Genomic DNA, 16,628 nt, shown 5'->3' on the forward strand with positions numbered 1-16,628 from the left:
ATAATGAGAAAGACACTTGCGGTTTGCATAGTGCTCCTGCTCGCAGTCGGTTTCTGCTTTGCCCAAGGTACTGCAGAAGAATCTTATCCCACCAAAGCCATCAACTTGACGGTTCCGTATGGTGCCGGTGGTACCACCGATCTCACTGCCCGCGCTTTAGCCAATGCAATGGGCCAAAAGCTTGGGACAACCATCAATGTGGTCAACACCCCTGGTGCCGGAGGAAGCGCTGGTTCGCTGAACGTACAGAATGCCAAGGTAGACGGATATACCATGCTCGCCAATGGCATGTTGGCATTCACTACCATGCCCATCAACGGCTACACCGAAAAGACCTACCGCGAATGGGACATCTGGATTGCAACCTTTGCACCCAATGCCATTATTGTTCCGAAAAACTCCCCGTACAACACGATCGAGCAGCTCATTGCAGCAATCAAGGCCAACCCAGGCAAGATTACAGCAGGTACTGCCGGCATCGGCAGCGGTGGACATTTCGGCGCTGAGGTCATCAAGGCTATTGCAGGAGCTCCCTACAAGCACATCACCTATGCCGGCGGTGGCCCTGCTTTGACAGCCACTCTTTCTGGTGAAGTTGATTTCTGTCCTCAGCTGCTTGCCGAGTACAAGGATCTCATCATCAGTGGTGATGTAAAGTGCCTTGCCACCCTCTCCGACACCGACATCGAACTTGCTCCCGGCGTGATTGTGAAGTCCATTCTCCACTCCTTCCCTGAAGCCAAGAAATTTGTGCCGATGGGCGAAGTGACAGGCATCCTGATGCCTAATGGATTGAGTGAAGATAAACTCGCCAAACTCGATGACGCATTTGCCTATGCAGTCAAAGACAAGGCGTTCCTTGACTTCGCCGCAATGAAGAGTTTCTCCGTAATCCCGATGGGTCGTGCAGACTCCCAGAAATACCTCGATGGTTTTGCCAGCAAGGCAAGCTACCTGATGTATGATGCCGGAGCTGTGGGTATTGATCCCGCAAAGTTCGGTTTAACCCGTTAATTCTTGTGAATACCAGGGCGATTGCTCGCCCTGGTACTCTTCGCTACCCACATTTTTCAGGATCTCACCATGGACACCAAGCAAAAAGACTTCACCATCTCTCTGGTGCTCACCCTGCTGGGCATCTACACTACGGTGGAAGGCATCAGAATCTATCTGAAAGCTGCAAGACCTCCGTATGGCATTACAAACCTCTCAATTTCCCCGGGCCTACTACCCATTCTATTGGGAGCCCTGCTTTTTATTTTGAGCCTGACTCTATTCTTTCAGAGTCTGAAAGACAGCAGCATCAGTAAACGATTCTTGCTTCTGTTTGGATGGTTCAAGCAAGCAGTCAAGAATACCGACATCCGTATGATGGTAGGAGGCATGGCCATTATGGCTGTCTACGCATTCTTTATCATTGGAAAGGTTCCCTATTATGTATCCTCTCCCATTTTCCTTATTGCCCTGATGCTTTTTCTTCGTGCCTCAACCATCGTGAAAAGCATCATCATCTCGATTGCAGCCGTCGGATTGGTGATTCTACTATTCCAATTTGGCTTCAATGTCTCACTTCCCTAACGGAGGCCCGTATGATCGCCAACTACTTGTTTGAAGCAATCCTCACTGTTTGTACTCCCATCAACCTCTTGGTCCTTGTCTTGTCAGTTGGGTCTGGACTCATTATGGGCATGCTCCCAGGTCTCAGTGCAACCATGGCTATTGCTTTGCTGACCGGAATTACCTTTAACTTTCCCACCCAGACAGCACTCATTTCACTGCTAGGTGTTTACGTCGGTTCCATTTCAGGAGGCTGTCAATCGGCAATTCTCCTTAACATACCTGGCACCCCTGCTAGTGCTGCCACAGCTTTGGATGGCTTTCCCATGGCTAAACGAGGTGATGGGGGACATGCAATTTTCCTCGCAACAACTGCCAGTATGCTTGGCACCTTGATCAGTGTTGTCTTTGTACTCACTCTCACTCCGTTTCTCACCAGCATGGCTCTGAAATTCGCCAGCTGGGAGTTCTTTCTGCTATCCATCTTCGGTATCCTCATCTGCGGAGCACTTACGGCTACAGGGAACGCGCTGAAAGGGTGGATTAGTGGTATTCTGGGCCTTCTGGTAGCGATGATCGGTCTGGATACGGTGGATACCTTTGCACGGTTCAGTTTCGGCAATGTGAATCTCATGTCAAATATTCAACTCATACCAGTCATGATCGGTTTGTTCGGATTTCCTGAAATTGTCCGTGCCTTCAAGAAAGAAGGGGAAGGAACAGCCATCAAGGTATCTAAATTCCAACCCAAGAAAGGGTGGATTTCTATCGCCAGGAACTGGAGTGCAATCATCCGTTCCAGCATCATAGGTGTCATTGTAGGGATTATACCAGGTGTCGGCGAAGACACCGGTGGCTGGCTCTCCTACTGGGCCAGCAAGAGCCGAAGCAAGGATCCACAAAGCTTTGGGAATGGAAATGAACTCGGGGTGATTTCTGCTGAAACGGGAAACAATGCATGCATCGGCGGGGCCCTCATCCCCGTATTGAGTCTTGCTGTTCCGGGTTCAGCTCCTGCGGCAGTACTTCTTGCAGCATTTCTAATGCACGGATACCGGCCAGGGCCTCTGCTCATGACTGAATCACCTTCTTTCGTCTACAGTGTCAGTATCTACCTTATCGCGTCATCCATTATCATGTGGATACTTGGACTGTTAATCAGCCGTGTAACCGTCCGGATACTGGGAATCAAGAAAAAGATGTTGATGCCCATTATTTATTTGCTCTGTGTCATAGGAGCTTATCTTATTAACTACAACCAGTTTGATATCAAAGTCATGTTTGTGTTTGGGTTGATAGGACTGGCCATGTCAGCTGCCAACTTTCCGGCTGCCCCGTTCCTCCTTGGAGTCATCCTAGGTCCAATGACCGATTCAAACCTGCGTCGAGGACTGCGATTGTCGGATGGTTCGTTCCTGCCTATGTTCCAGCGTCCGATCTGCATTTTCTTTCTCGTCATCATCGTTGGTATGATTCTCGCTCAACTCGGAGTATTTAGAAAATTGAAGAAGGTACGCTCATGAAACGGTTCAACATTGGATTCATCGGTTGCGGCTTTGCTGCACATATCCACGCCCAGGCATACAAGAAAATCCCTGGATATGAAGTTAGGTTGTATGGTGCATGTTCTGCTGATTTGAAGCAAACCCAGCAGTTTGTACAGGTTAATGGATTTGAAAAAGCCTTTGCAACGGTAGAAGAATTGCTTCGTGATCCCTTGGTGGACATCGTAGACATCATCGTCCCTCCCAGTTCCCACATTCCATTGGTCAAACAGGCCATGGAAAGCGGCAAGCATGTCATCTGCGAGAAACCTCTCAATGGCTACTTCGGTAGCGGAAATGATGACAGGAGCCTTATGTATGATGCAGTGTGCCAGGAATTGGAAGATCTCAGACTTTTTCTATTGGATAGGAAAGAGAAACTTTTCTATGCAGAAAATTACATCTATGCGCCCGCTGTTGTTAAAATCAAGGAAATGATTGAAGCAACCGGGGAAAAACTGTTGCTGCTCAAAGGCGATGAGGCTCACAGTGGTAGCCATGCCGCCCATGCAGCTCTCTGGTCTGCAAACGGAGGAGGCTGTCTCATCCGCCAGGGTTGTCACCCCCTCAGCGCCCTGCTCTATCTGAAGCAGGTCGAGGCAAAACGCCGTGGTGAACAAATCCGGGTGACCTCAGTACTTTGTGATGCTTCGCGGATAACAACAGGGCTTCCACGTACTGAACGTGGTTCCATCCTTTCCAATCCTGTCGATGTTGAAGACTGGTCGGAAGCTATTCTGACCTTTTCCGATGGAACGAAGGCTGTGATAACCAGCGGTGATATGATTGTCGGAGGGGTGAGAAACAAAGTTGAGGCGTACACATCCAATGCCTGTTATGAGGGAAGAATTGCCCCCAACGATAGCTTCCTTTGCTATCATACAGACGCTTCCAAGTTGGAGGATGTCTATATGACAGAGAAAGTGGAGACAAAAACTGGATGGCAGCATGTTTTTCTGTGTGAGGAAGAGATGCGCGGGTATGTCGGGGAGCTTGAGGATTTCATCAAGTGCGTCGATACCGGCAGGGAGCCGGAATCGGGCTTTCCTCTTGCCTATGAGACAATGAAAGTCCTCTACGCCGCATATGCCTCGGCGGGAACCGACAAACGATTCTTCATGGAGTAAATCCTGTGCAAAAAATGGATGGAATGTACTATGCCCCCCGCTCGGCAAAACAGGCTGAGCGGGTAGTAAAGGCAAGTGAGTTTGCCTTTGCCGTAATCGGACTTGATCATGGCCACATCTATGCAATGACCAACGGCTTGCTGGAAGCTGGTGCGCAGCTTGCATATGTCTATGATGAAGACCCAAACAAGGTGGAAGTATTTCTCGCAGCCTACCCACAAGCACAAATTGCTCCTTCATCTGATTACATTCTCAATAACGCAGGCATATCTTTGGTAGCAAGTGCCATCAAGCCATCCCTTCGTTGTAGTCTCGGTTTGGCAGTAATGGAGAGCAACAAGCACTACTTCTGTGACAAACCCGGAATGCTGTCACTGGAGGAAACCAGAATAATACGAGACGCGTGCAAAAGAACGGGCAAGCGATACTTCATCTATTTTGGGGAACGCATCCATGTGGAAGGTGCCCTCTATGCCCAACAATTGATTGAAGACGGGGTTTTGGGAGAAGTTCTTTCGGTGAACATCCTCGCCCCTCACCGGCTCAACAAAGCATCAAGACCACCCTGGTTCTTTAATCCTGAAGAAAATGGAAGTATCTTGGTGGATATCGGCAGCCATCAACTGGAGCAGTTCCTTACCTATACGAACAGCCGCTCGGCAAAAATTCTGCACAGCAGCATCGCAAACTACAATAATCCCGATCATCCTGATTTCCAAGACTTTGGCCAATGCGTCCTGGTTGGGGACAGGGGAGCAACCTGCTACTTCCGTGTCGATTGGTTCACACCGGATGGAATGGGTGCCTGGGGAGATGGAAGAGTTTTTATAGTCGGAACAAAAGCTTCGGTTGAAATTCGGAAATATCTGGATGTTGCCAGGTCGAACCAAGGGGACCAAGTCTATCTGGTCGATGGGCAGGGTGAGCATCACATCGAGGCTTTCGGCTCTATCGGCTTTCCATTCTTTGGTGCGATGATTCTCGACTGCCTCAATTGCACCGATCATGCCATTACCCAGGAGCATACCTTGCTTACCATGGAATTGGCCATTCAGGCCCAAGAAAAAGCGACAAACCTCAAGTCAGTAAACCAGATACCTTGAGAAGGGAGAGTGGTTTTGCTACAATGGCCACTGTTCGAATACCAAGGAGACGTATCAATATGAGGATGTCCAGACTCTTTTCCAAAACCCTTCGTGAAGCCCCAAACGGCGCCGACAGCAAGGGCTATGAATATTTGCTTCGTGCAGGCTTTATCCGCCAATTGGGAGCTGGTATCTTCAGTTTGCTTCCCTTCGGCTTCAATGCAACCAAAAAGATCGAGCAGATCATCCGCCAGGAAATGAATGCAATCGGTGGACAAGAGATACTGATGCCCTTGGTAAACCCTGCCGATATTTGGAAGGAAACCGGCCGGTACTATAGCATCGACAAGGAAATGAGCCGTTTCAGCGATCGTGTCGGACGCGACATGGTTCTTGCCATGACCCATGAGGAGGCCGTCACCGACCTCGCCCGTGGAGAGATCGACAGCTATAAGAGGCTTCCGCTTCTGGTCTATCAGATTCAGACCAAGTGGCGTGACGATCCCCGGCCCCGAGCCGGCTTGATCCGGGTACGCGAGTTCACCATGAAGGACAGTTATTCCTTCGATGTCGACCAAGAAGGTCTGGATGCTCAGTATGCCGCCCACTATAAAGCGTACTTCAGGATTTTCAGCCGATGCGGGCTTCCGGTCATTGTTGTCGGGGCTGACAGCGGCATGATGGGTGGAAAGATTTCCCATGAGTACATGTACCTCTCCTCCATCGGTGAGGATACCATCATCACCTGCCCGTCGTGCGGCTATACCGCCAACCGTCAGGTTGCAACCTTTGCCAAGACGAATTATGTCGAACCAATGAAGCAGACACAGAAGGTTCTCACCCCCGAGTGCAAGACCATCGACGAGCTGGCTGCCTTCCTCAAGATTGAGAAAAGACAGACCGCCAAGGCTGTGTTCATGGTTGGCACCTTCATCAATGATACCAATGGAGAAGAACAGGACAAGCTCATCGTCGGCATTGTACGCGGTGATCTCGACGTTGAGGAAAACAAGCTGCAGAATGCAGCCCGTGCCAACGCCCTTCGTCCGGCTCACTGTGAGGAAATCCTGCAGAAGCAGATGGTCCCCGGCTATGGTTCGGCAATTGGATGCAGCAAGGATGTCCTGGTCATTGTCGATGACTCGGTTGCAAACAGCAACAATCTTGTTGCCGGTGCGAACGAGGAAGGGTATCACCTGTTGAACACCAATTTTGGACGGGACTATACCGGCCAGGTAGCCGATATTGCCAGCGCAGCAGCCGGCTATAGCTGTCCTGAATGTTCCAAGCCCCTCTCCTCTTCCAAGGGAGTCGAGGTTGGCAATATCTTCCAGCTCAATACCCGCTACAGCGAGAGTATGAACTGCAGCTATCAGGATGAGGGTGGACTGCGAAAGCCCGTAATCATGGGCAGTTACGGTATCGGCGTGGGACGTCTGCTTGCCTGTCTTGCAGAGAACTACAGTGACGAGCAGGGGCTTTCCCTGCCGATTTCGGTAGCTCCGATGCAAGTACACCTGGTAAGTTTGGTAAAGGATGCCGAGATTGGCGAACAGATTTACAACAAGCTCAGTGATGCCGGAATTGAAGTGCTGTACGACGACCGCAAGGAGTCGGCCGGTGTCAAGTTTGCCGATGCCGACCTCATCGGGCTTCCGATTCGTATAACCTTGGGCAACCGTTCCCTGAAGGAGGGCAAGGTTGAGGTGAAGCTCAGACGCAACTTGGAAGAAAGCTTCAGCTTCGAGCTTGCTTCGGTAGTGGAAGAGACTAAAGCCTTGATCGCCAAGCTTGAGGCCGAATTAAAGGGCCAGATAGTCGAAAAGGAATGGAAGCAGGCCTAAGCTGCTTTTACCTCTAAAAACCTTCGTCTTTTGGCGAAGGTTTTCTTTTTGCCTTGCTCTCTGTCTTGGCAACGCGAAAGACGGGTCTTACACTGCAACTAGGGGGTTGGCCATGAAATACCTCACTGCACTTCTCGTTCTTTTGCTGCTTCTCTTATCTCCGAGCTTCGCCTCGGAACAGGACTTGTACCGAGCCGCTTCGCAGGGAAATCCCTCCGATGTCATGCTTGCTGCCATCAGTGCAGGCTCCTTTCTCGTTGAAGAGGAAGACGGATGGAATGCTTTCTTCTATGCAGCAACCAACAATGCTGATGTCGAGGTACTGCAACTGCTGCTTGACAACGGCTTTGAGGTCAACCAAATCGACAGCCAAGGCAGCACTCCTCTGATGTACAGCGCTGAATTCAACAAAGAGCCTCGGGTGACGGCCTTCCTGCTTGATAAGGGGGCCGACGTACAGGCACGTTCCCCCAAAGGAGAGACAGCCCTGCATCGCGCCTGCATCGGCAAGGCAGGCATGGAAGTGATCGACCTACTTTTGAAGGCCGGCGCTTCTGCAGGACAGACCAATATATATGGGCAGTCCGCCCTCCACTTTGCAGCCTACAGCAGAAGCGATTCCGACATCCTCACCACTCTCATCCTTGCAGGAGCGGAGGTGAACTACAAAGACTATATAGGCAAAACGGCGTTGCTATACTTGTTGGAAAGGCAACCGGATAGTGATGCGGTGGAAGCACTGCTCACATTCGGCGCAAAGCCTGATATCGCGGACAACGAAGGAAACACCGCGTTGATGATGGCTGCGGGAAGAGCAAACGATGGAGATCTTATCAAGCTGCTGGTACGCAATGGAGCCAAAGTCGAGTCGCGCAACCTTGCCGGTGTCACCGCCTTGATGTATGCAGCTGCATACAATCAGAATCTCGATGTATTGGATGAGTTGATCAATGCAGGGGCACAAATCGACGCAGCATCTATAACCGGGATGACTGCATTGGCATATGCAGCCTGGCACAACAGCAACAGGTCCATCACCTCCCGCCTGCTCGCCCATGGCGCCTCGATATACAGCACCGATGAGAAGGGCCAGACACCTTTGATGTATGCAACGGCAGCCAACCCCAATACGGAGGTGGTCAAGCTGCTTCTCCAAGCCGGTTCAGATCCCGACCGGAAAAGTCAGGAAGGCTATAGCGCCCGGGAGTATGTCCAGATGAACCCCAACAAGGAGAGCATGCTTGCTCTCTTCAAATAGGCCAACATCGTTCATAAGATCCAATTTGGACAGTACATCATCATGTTTTTCATGGCAATTCAGATAATTTTTTCTTTACAAATGTATAACAGTTGAATACCATTAAGCATGAAATATTACTTTTAGATAGAGCAAAGACACCAATTTGGGCCACTACAAACCGTATAGCCCGATTTGGCGCTCTACTGAACAGCCCAAAAGACACAGGTGATTTCCCTCCTGCTGCCTGCATACCATCGATTCTGGAATACTCAATGAAACGTACGACACCCCCTATTACGGTTGCCTGCATGCTCGCACTCGGCATGGCTCTGCTCATCGGTTGTACCGACGCTTTTAATCCTCCCAAAAATGTAACAGAGGTTACGATTGACGAAGTTCGCCCGCTCATGATTGGTGAAACCTTCCAATTTACTGCAACCATTGCTCCCGCCGACGCAACCAACAAGCGCTTGTCTTGGGCTTCCGATAATACTGCGGTTGCTTCAGTCGATGCTGAGGGCTTGGTCACCGCAGTATCACGGGGTAGTGCTACAATCTTAGTAACGACCGAGGACCAAAACAAGACTGACAATGTCCAGATTTCCGTGCACAACGGATATGTGCGTGTTTCCTTCACCAACACTGCCGATGCCTCTGACACTTACTCGTTTTGGCTAACATCTGGCCCTGCACAAGGATCGGCCCTTGATAGAGATACAATCTTCACAGAGTATGATGTCCCTTCCCATACCCTCAGGGACTTCGGAAGTGGCAACGGCAGCAGAAGACTTGCTTCAAACACTCCTATGGATAAAGAGTATGGTCAGTTTATTCCCTTGGAGAACAACTACCCCTTTGAGAGCTTTGAGCTCTATGTGCCCGATGCAGTAGACGACACGTGCATCGGTGATGCTTTGGATGCTGTAAGGTTTTCAATACATAGCATGCAAGATGCTTCAACTCTTGCATTCTCGGCTGGATATTCCAGTTTGGACCCACCTCCCATCAGCGTCACATTCACTGAATTCGGTGATGAGTATGTGGGAGGAATAATTTCAGGCAGGATATCTGATTCTCGTTCCACAGAATATGAAGTTTCGGGTGAGTTCAGAGTCCTGAGGGCTGCATACGCACCAAAATACTAAGTGCTTGAACAATGGTTCTTAGAAAAACCTTACCCTTCGATTGGTACTACCTATAAAACAGGCTTTCTTCCCAGCTTTGGGAGAAAGCCTGATTGCTTGGAAAGAGAAGGCCTAGTTCGCACCCATCTTCTTTAGCTGGTTTACAATATAGGTTCTCTTGGCTGCCTTGGCATACTCAAGTACCGAGTGACCCTGATAGTCGCGGGCGTTGATGTCTGCTCCGGCTTTCAGCAGGGCGGAGATGATGCGGGCTTCAGGGTTGCTGTTCACTGCCATGATCAGGGCGGTCTCCCCGAGGTAGTTGCGGGCATTGAGATCGGCTCCCGCCTTGAGAAGTTCCTCAATGACTTTCGGGCTTATGCTCTTGTTTGCTGCGAGGTGCAGGGCATTGGACCGATACTTCGGCTCAGCTTCCTGGATGTCCGCTCCGGCATCCAAAAGCGCCTTCAAGACATTGACTGAAGGGTTGTATTGGGCTGCCAGCATGATAGGAGTAAGGCCCCACTCGTTCTGGGTGTGAATGTCTGCCCCTTGGTCAAGAAGGGTCTTGATTTCCTTCACTTTGGTAGCAGAAACAGCAGCTGCGAGTAACTTCTTATTCAGGGTTTCTTCACGTTTCGCCATATCACTATATCTCCTTACTCATTATTTGATTTACACTTATATGCCTATAGTATTTCAAGTTTTCCACAAATTGTATAGTCTGTAAGCAAAAAATATTCCGGGTTTGACCCTTTGCCTTTTCATTTGGCTGCTTTAGGATTTGCCTCTTCATACAAATATGCTGTATGATGGTCGCATGGTAACCAAGGAAATAATCCAGCAGATTCCAAAAGTGGAACTGCATGACCATCTTGACGGCGGCCTGAGAATTCAGACCATTTTGGACCTGGCCAATGAGCAGCATGTCAAGCTTCCCAGCGAGGATCCTCAGAAGCTGCATGATTGGTTTGTACGCGGCTGCAGACAAAAAAGCCTCTCCTTGTACCTGGAACCATTCGGGGTAACAACCCAAGTCATGCAGACAGAAGATGCGCTTAGGCGGGTTGCCTTTGAAGCGGTTGAGGATTTGGCGAAGGAGCATGTCTGCTATGCCGAAATCCGCTTCGCCCCCATCCTGCACATACATAATGGCCTGAGCCTTGAGCAAGTAGTGCAAGCAGTCCTTGACGGATTGCAGCAAGGGACAAGGCATACAGGCATGCCTACCGGCCTTATCCTATGCACCATGCGCAACCAGAGCCCCAAGATCAGCCAGACGATTGCCGAGCTTGCAGTAGCATTTGCAGATCGGGGTGTGGTTGGATTCGACCTTGCCGGCGATGAGATCGGCTACCCTCCCAAGAAGCATCTGGAGGCTTTCCAGTTCATCCGCAATAAAAACTTCAACATTACCATCCATGCCGGAGAAGCCTTCGGGGTGGAATCCATCTGGCAGGCCGTTCAGCTGTGCGGAGCACATCGTATCGGACACGGAGTTCGCTTGGTGGAGGATATGGGCCTTGATGGAACGAGGATCGAGGAGATGGGTTCGCTTGCAAACTTCATCCTTGACCGACGAATTCCTATGGAGATGTGCCTGACCAGCAATGTTGGGACCGGGGCTGCAAAAGACTATGCAAGTCACCCCTTCCCCATTCTCTTTCGGAATAAGTTCCGCGTCTTTTTGTGCAGTGACAACCGCTTGATGAGCGACACAAACCTTACCAGGGAAATGGAACTTGCCGTGCAATACTACAACCTGAATATACGCGACTTGGAGAAGATTACAATCAATGCGATGAAGTCAGCCTTCATCCATCATGACCAGAAGCTCTCCATTATCTACAATGTAATCAAGAAAGGGTATCTACAAATCCGCGAACAATACGGCATTACCGACTAAAGGGTTCGCTTGAATACTTCGATGGGATTGATGCGCATTCTGATCCTGCAATACAAATAGGCAAATACCAGTCCGCTCAGATGGGTAAGATGCGCTACGTTTCCACCCCGGCCGAACACCTGGCTGGACAGCTCAATGATCGCATAGAGGATTACCAGTATCGGAGCTCTGACAGGAATGAAACCAAAAACAAAAATCACCGAATAAGGGTAGAAGACGGCAAACATCAGAAGTACTGCATAAATCGCCCCGGAAGCTCCGACAAGAATTACATTCGTGCCAGCCAAATAGTAGCTGATGAAACTCACAATGCCGCTGAATAGCCCTGCAAGCAGATAGAAAAGCAGAAATTCCTTGCTGCCAATGCGCTTTTCCACCATCGAGCCGAAAATAAAAAGGCTGAGCATATTGAACAGAAGGTGGTTGAATCCACCATGCACGAACATGTAGGTAAACGGTTGCCACACATACCCGCCAAGCACAAACGAGGGAATCATGGCCAGGTAATATGCACTGCGTGGATATATATAGGCGGTAAGCAGGTAGACCAGTGCATTAAGCACCACGAGCTTCAGGGTAAAATTCTTATACGTACCGTCCCGGAATCTCCGGTTTATCAGCGAGGCTTTATTCATAGCTATACAGTATAAATTGCTCGCCAAATCGTCAATTGTGCAATTTTTGCACAACTATCATAGGGTGCGCAAGCAATGCACAGCATTTCGGAAGGCCCATAGCATACAGGGGCACCCAATTGAAGGATTTCAACTTGGCATGCAAATTGCATGGTTATAGCTAGAACAGAGCAACATTTTTTTTCATACTCCTCCTTTTTCATATCGACAGGGTGCCAAGAGATTACCCCAATCAACTTTTGGCATCCTTCTTTTTTTGCCCAGCTTCTGTGAAAAATTGTATTGGTGTTACTTTTCTTCACACCTACTGCTCTGACTCCTATCACACTTAGTTTACATTTAGCTATATAAATTGTCCTTATGTACATATTTCTAGAGTTGGCACGCATGTTGCATTGTAATTAGCAGAACAGAGCAACAGTTTTTTTCAAACCTCCTTAAAGTGTGATTTCTTTGGTGCCAGCGGTCCTCTCTCCCCACCCCACAAATTCCGCTGGCACCATCTTTTTGCCCTGAACTGTGCACTATTTTTGCCATGTGAAGAAATTTCACAGTACGTGCACACCTCTCACAAATAAAAAACTGTCCATTTGTGTATATGTATTGTCCAAAAACCACACTATTGTAGTTGGCACATGAATTGCATAGAGATAGATAGAACAGAGCAACCGTTTTTTCAACCTCCTTTTCGTGTTTTTACCTTGGGTGCCAGCGAGAAATACCTTCACACCAACCAATTCTCACTGGCACCTTTCTTGTGCCCTTCCTCCTGCTTTGGTATAGTCAAGACATGGCAACCAGCAGAAGAGACCGTGCAGACTCCTATACCAAACGTGCACACAAAGAGGGCTATCCCGCCCGTTCCGTCTATAAGCTCGAAGAACTCCAACAGAGCTTCAACCTCATCAAGAGTGGAGACACCGTCCTGGATGTGGGGGCAGCGCCTGGATCTTGGACGCTGTATACCCACAATGAGCTGATAAAAGGCAAGGGAACGATTATTGCAGTCGACCTCAATCCCTTGAGCCTCAATCCAGTCCCGGTGACGGTCACGTCCTATGTTGGCGATGCTTTTGGTAAAGAGATGCGCAATACACTCATCTCCCATGGGCCCTACGATGTCATCATCAGTGATGCCGCCCCGATGACCATGGGCAACCGTTCAGTAGACACTTCGCGCAGCGAGAATCTTGCTGAGCAGGTTATCTACCTTGCCAAGGACCATCTGAAGGTCCATGGCAATCTGGTGGTCAAGATTTTTCAGGGGGGGGGCCAAGTGGAGATGCTCAAGCTCATGCGCACCCTTTTTGTAAAAGTGAAGCCCTTCAAGCCGAAAGCCTGCAGGGATGATTCATTTGAGATTTATCTGGTAGGTATGGATAAATTGGAAACGGAGAGTACACCATGCGAATCGTAATCATCGACGGCCAAGGCGGAAGTTTGGGGAAAAGTATGGTTGAGGCAATCAAAAAACAATTTCCCCACGTTCATCTGCTGGCCATCGGGACAAACAGCCTTGCAGCGAGTGCCATGCTCCGAAGCGGCGCCGATGCCATTGCAACCGGGGAGAACCCGGTCGTGGTTGCCTCCAGGAACGCCGATCTGATCATCGGGCCTTTGGGAATCATCACAGCCGATGCCCTGCATGGGGAAATAACCCCTGCCATGGCCATCGCTGTTGCACAAAGTCAGGCACATAAGATTCTGCTGCCGATAAGCAAATGCAATGTCAGCATCGTAGGAAGGCAAGACTTGAGCCTGGGAGAGATGATAGAGCTCGCCATCAAGGAGATTGCAACCTTTCTTGACAACCAAGGCTGAGGCTTGTACAATTCGCCCAACCAAGCCCCATGAAGGGGTTGATCCTATACCATGTACCTATGAAGAAACGAGCCATGAAGGCAGAGAAGGATGTCAATCCTTTGCTTTCATGGCTTTTTTACTATGGAGCTGCCTGTGGAACCGTATCAGCAACCACTTCCCGAGGGAACAACCCTAAGCATCTACAACCACGACCAACTCATTTTTTCTGACAGCGGTCGCTGGCTCTCCCCTCTTTTTGCCTTCGAACGCTTCTTGGCCACCTATACAGGAGAGCGTGACTGCCTTTCAGCCCACGATACGGCAGCAGGCAAAGCCGCAGCTGTTCTGATGAGCCGCATGGGCATTGCAAGGGCGCACATCAATCTGGTGAGCGACCTCGCCGTAGCGTTCTACGAAGAACACGGCATTCGCATCACTTGGGAAAAACGAATTGAGCGACTGGCATGCAAAACCGAGGATTTGCTTTTTGACCTGACAAGCGAAGAGGAAATGTACCGCCTGCTCAGAAGGCGTGCAAAGTTGGTACGGGGAGTTGGTATTGCCGTACAGCAGGTCAGCTATGCATACCCCGATCTTCCTCCAATCCTTGAGGATCTCTCATTTACTGTAGAGCAAGGCGGCAGGCTCATCATCCAAGGTGACAATGGTATGGGAAAAACCACGTTGCTCAATCTCTTGCTGGGAAAGCTCACTCCAGCTAAGGGGTCAATCCTTATCGATGACCAGGAAATAACCTCCTTGCCCAAGCGGACGATCGGATACATCAAACAGCAGCAGACACAAGAACACTATCCTGTCTCGGTACGGGAGGTGGTCAGCATGGCTGTTGATCCGAGCCTCGATATCAAGCAACAGAAATGGGAGATCGACACGGCACTGCGAAGAACCGGAGTGTATGAGCTGGCTGATCGTAATTTCTTTACCCTCAGCGGAGGTGAACGCCAAAAGGTTTCACTCTCACGGACCCTCTGCCAAAAGGCACGACTTTTGCTTTTGGATGAGCCTACCTCGTTTCTGGATGCAAAGAGCCGAAAAACACTGATCGAGGTACTGCACTCCCTCAGCATGGATGAAATGCCGACGATCATCATCGTAACCCATGACAAGGAACTGGAAACCGACCTCCGCTGGCCGGTTCTCCGACTGGAAGGCAAGCATGCATGACTTTCTCTATGCTCTCAGTCTTCCCCCGGTTGCACGGGGCCTGGTTGCCATGGCAATAGCAGGCTTCTGCTTTCCCGCAAGCGGGGTAATGGTTCTGCGCCTGAATCTGGTACCGATGCGCTACATGCTCATGCATGGCGTCATCCTTGGGGGGGCCATCTCTCTTGCATTCTCCCTGCCGGTTCTTCCGACCAGCATCCTGCTCAACCTCTTGCTCGTCCTTCTGATGCTCCGCCTCAAAGGCAGCAACTCGCAAAGCTTCTCTCTTGCCAGTGCAGCGGCAATGGTGTTTTCCATGGCTTTGGCCTCGTTGGTCATGCATCTGTGGGATGTACCTGCCAAGGATACCCTGCAATTGCTCTGGGGTAGCCCATTTGCGTTGACCTTCGTTGATATTCTCGGCCTGACAGTCATCGCCTTGGTGCTCATCCTGTATCTGGTTGTAAACTTCAGGACAGTCAGCGCCATATTTTTCGACCCGGAGATCGCCCATTCATTGGGTATGTCGGTCACATGGCATTATACGCTCATGGTTCTGGTTATTGCCTTGGTGATCGCCTTTGCAATGAAGCTATTGGGTGCTCTGCTCATCGATGCCCTGCTCATCCTTCCAGTCATGGTAGGAAGCAAGCGTGCTGCAAGTCTCAAGCAGCTCATAGGGTTCTCCTGCCTCACCGGCTTGTTCATCTCGACTTTCGGTTATGTGCTGGCTGTTGCCACCGACCTTCCACCCAGTGGAACAATTGCCTTGCTTTCGGCTTTGCTCTATCTCGCCCCTACATCACACAAGAAAGGAATTGCTGTATGAAGAACTATCGTTTCATTGCCCTCTTGCTCGTCATCAGTGTCTCTCTCTTTGCCCAGGGTGTCCCCGAAGAGGTTGCTGCTTCTGCTGCATCCAGACCTGCTCTGATTGTCGCCTCCACCAGTTGGACCGCGGCCTTTGCCGACTTGGCAGGCCTGGACGACGTACCCTTCATCGCCCCGGCGAACCTGATACATCCCCCTGAGTATGAGATTGTCGTCAGCGATGTATTGAAGATCAACCATGCGGATTACTTCATCTATGCCGGCTATGAGCGGATGATGCAGAGCATGGGTTCCTCGATCAAGAAGGAAGCGGCCTCACTGCTCAAGATCAACACCAACAACAGCATTGAGAATGTCAGCGAACAGGCAGGAATCATTGCCTCGCTGATGGGAACGCAGGATGAGAGCCAAAAGCGTGTCGCCCACTATAGGCAGACCATCAAGGCAGGGGCGGAGAAGGTACGCCAGGAAGAACTGGACCAATTGAAGGTCTACTGTCATGCCATGCAAGCCTTCCTTGCAAAGGACTTGGGGCTTTCGATAGCCGGCACGTTCGGTCCCGGCCCGGTGACAGCAGCCCAAATAGCAGAGGTTGCCAAAGGTGGGTACGACCTTATCATCGACAACATCCACAACCCGATCGCCAAACCATTTATGGAGGTTTCACCTGCAACCAAGTTGGTGGTATGGCGCAATTTTCCCGAGCGTGGAGGAAGGAACAGCCTCAATGAAATGGTCAAGGCCAACATTGAGCAGCTTTTTGAATAG

General features: G+C 50.1%; 16 protein-coding genes. 14 read left to right on the forward strand and 2 right to left on the reverse strand.

Annotation, left to right across the window (positions count from 1 at the left end; all coding sequences use genetic code 11):
- The first annotated feature begins 3 nt into the window (after positions 1-3).
- The 8 genes from SPIBUDDY_RS14945 (at position 4) to SPIBUDDY_RS15935 (ending at position 9,542) form a co-directional block, all read left to right on the forward strand.
- Positions 4-1,014, forward strand: a complete 1,011-nt coding sequence (locus SPIBUDDY_RS14945) for a Bug family tripartite tricarboxylate transporter substrate binding protein (protein WP_013608601.1) — start codon at positions 4-6, stop codon at positions 1,012-1,014.
- Positions 1,015-1,083: 69 nt separating this feature from the next.
- Positions 1,084-1,578 carry a tripartite tricarboxylate transporter TctB family protein gene (locus tag SPIBUDDY_RS14950; protein ID WP_013608602.1) on the forward strand — a complete coding sequence of 165 codons (495 nt, stop codon included), beginning with the start codon at positions 1,084-1,086 and terminating at the stop codon, positions 1,576-1,578.
- Between the two features lie 11 nt (positions 1,579-1,589).
- A complete protein-coding gene (locus SPIBUDDY_RS14955) occupies positions 1,590-3,080 on the forward strand; it encodes a tripartite tricarboxylate transporter permease (protein WP_013608603.1) in 1,491 nt (496 codons plus the stop codon).
- The gene (locus tag SPIBUDDY_RS14960; protein WP_013608604.1) at positions 3,077-4,228 is read left to right on the forward strand and encodes a Gfo/Idh/MocA family protein; all 1,152 of its coding nucleotides are present in this window, start codon (positions 3,077-3,079) and stop codon (positions 4,226-4,228) included. The genes SPIBUDDY_RS14955 and SPIBUDDY_RS14960 overlap by 4 nt, the downstream gene beginning before the upstream one ends.
- A 14-nt stretch (positions 4,229-4,242) precedes the next feature.
- Positions 4,243-5,331: a Gfo/Idh/MocA family protein gene (locus tag SPIBUDDY_RS14965; protein ID WP_245523841.1), complete on the forward strand. Its 1,089-nt coding sequence runs from the start codon at positions 4,243-4,245 to the stop codon at positions 5,329-5,331.
- A gap of 59 nt (positions 5,332-5,390) precedes the next feature.
- Complete coding sequence (locus SPIBUDDY_RS14970; RefSeq protein ID WP_013608606.1) at positions 5,391-7,157, forward strand: proline--tRNA ligase; 1,767 nt, start codon at positions 5,391-5,393, stop codon at positions 7,155-7,157.
- A 112-nt stretch (positions 7,158-7,269) separates the two neighbouring features.
- Entirely contained in the window at positions 7,270-8,415 is a 1,146-nt protein-coding gene (locus SPIBUDDY_RS14975) for an ankyrin repeat domain-containing protein (RefSeq protein WP_013608607.1), read from the forward strand.
- A gap of 254 nt (positions 8,416-8,669) precedes the next feature.
- Positions 8,670-9,542, forward strand: coding sequence for an Ig-like domain-containing protein (locus tag SPIBUDDY_RS15935; protein WP_013608608.1), 873 nt, complete (start codon positions 8,670-8,672; stop codon positions 9,540-9,542).
- A gap of 111 nt (positions 9,543-9,653) precedes the next feature.
- Here the strand turns inward: SPIBUDDY_RS15935 and SPIBUDDY_RS14985 are convergent, their stop codons facing one another.
- Positions 9,654-10,166: an ankyrin repeat domain-containing protein gene (locus tag SPIBUDDY_RS14985; protein ID WP_013608609.1), complete on the reverse strand. Its 513-nt coding sequence runs from the start codon at positions 10,164-10,166 to the stop codon at positions 9,654-9,656.
- Positions 10,167-10,341: 175 nt separating this feature from the next.
- Here SPIBUDDY_RS14985 and SPIBUDDY_RS14990 point away from each other — a divergent pair, with 175 nt between their 5' ends.
- A complete protein-coding gene (locus tag SPIBUDDY_RS14990) occupies positions 10,342-11,427 on the forward strand; it encodes an adenosine deaminase (protein WP_245523783.1) in 1,086 nt (361 codons plus the stop codon).
- Here SPIBUDDY_RS14990 and SPIBUDDY_RS14995 read toward each other — a convergent pair.
- Positions 11,424-12,062: a rhomboid family intramembrane serine protease gene (locus tag SPIBUDDY_RS14995; protein WP_013608611.1), complete on the reverse strand. Its 639-nt coding sequence runs from the start codon at positions 12,060-12,062 to the stop codon at positions 11,424-11,426. The two genes, SPIBUDDY_RS14990 and SPIBUDDY_RS14995, sit on opposite strands and share 4 nt — an antisense overlap.
- Positions 12,063-12,852: 790 nt before the next feature.
- Here SPIBUDDY_RS14995 and SPIBUDDY_RS15005 point away from each other — a divergent pair.
- The 5 genes from SPIBUDDY_RS15005 (at position 12,853) to SPIBUDDY_RS15025 (ending at position 16,628) form a co-directional block, all read left to right on the forward strand.
- Positions 12,853-13,479, forward strand: a complete 627-nt coding sequence (locus tag SPIBUDDY_RS15005; protein WP_013608612.1) for an SAM-dependent methyltransferase — start codon at positions 12,853-12,855, stop codon at positions 13,477-13,479.
- On the forward strand, positions 13,467-13,883 hold the full coding sequence (locus SPIBUDDY_RS15010; protein WP_013608613.1) for a DUF3842 family protein: 417 nt from the start codon (positions 13,467-13,469) through the stop codon (positions 13,881-13,883). Before SPIBUDDY_RS15005 ends, SPIBUDDY_RS15010 begins: the two co-directional genes overlap by 13 nt.
- Positions 13,884-14,018: 135 nt before the next feature.
- A complete protein-coding gene (locus SPIBUDDY_RS15015; RefSeq protein WP_013608614.1) occupies positions 14,019-15,050 on the forward strand; it encodes a DUF1893 domain-containing protein in 1,032 nt (343 codons plus the stop codon).
- A complete protein-coding gene (locus SPIBUDDY_RS15020) occupies positions 15,043-15,858 on the forward strand; it encodes a metal ABC transporter permease (protein WP_013608615.1) in 816 nt (271 codons plus the stop codon). Before SPIBUDDY_RS15015 ends, SPIBUDDY_RS15020 begins: the two co-directional genes overlap by 8 nt.
- Positions 15,855-16,628, forward strand: coding sequence for a metal ABC transporter substrate-binding protein (locus tag SPIBUDDY_RS15025; protein ID WP_013608616.1), 774 nt, complete (start codon positions 15,855-15,857; stop codon positions 16,626-16,628). Before SPIBUDDY_RS15020 ends, SPIBUDDY_RS15025 begins: the two co-directional genes overlap by 4 nt.

Origin of the sequence: Sphaerochaeta globosa str. Buddy, assembly GCF_000190435.1 — a bacterium.
In the GTDB taxonomy this organism is placed as follows: Bacteria; Spirochaetota; Spirochaetia; order Sphaerochaetales; family Sphaerochaetaceae; genus Sphaerochaeta; species Sphaerochaeta globosa.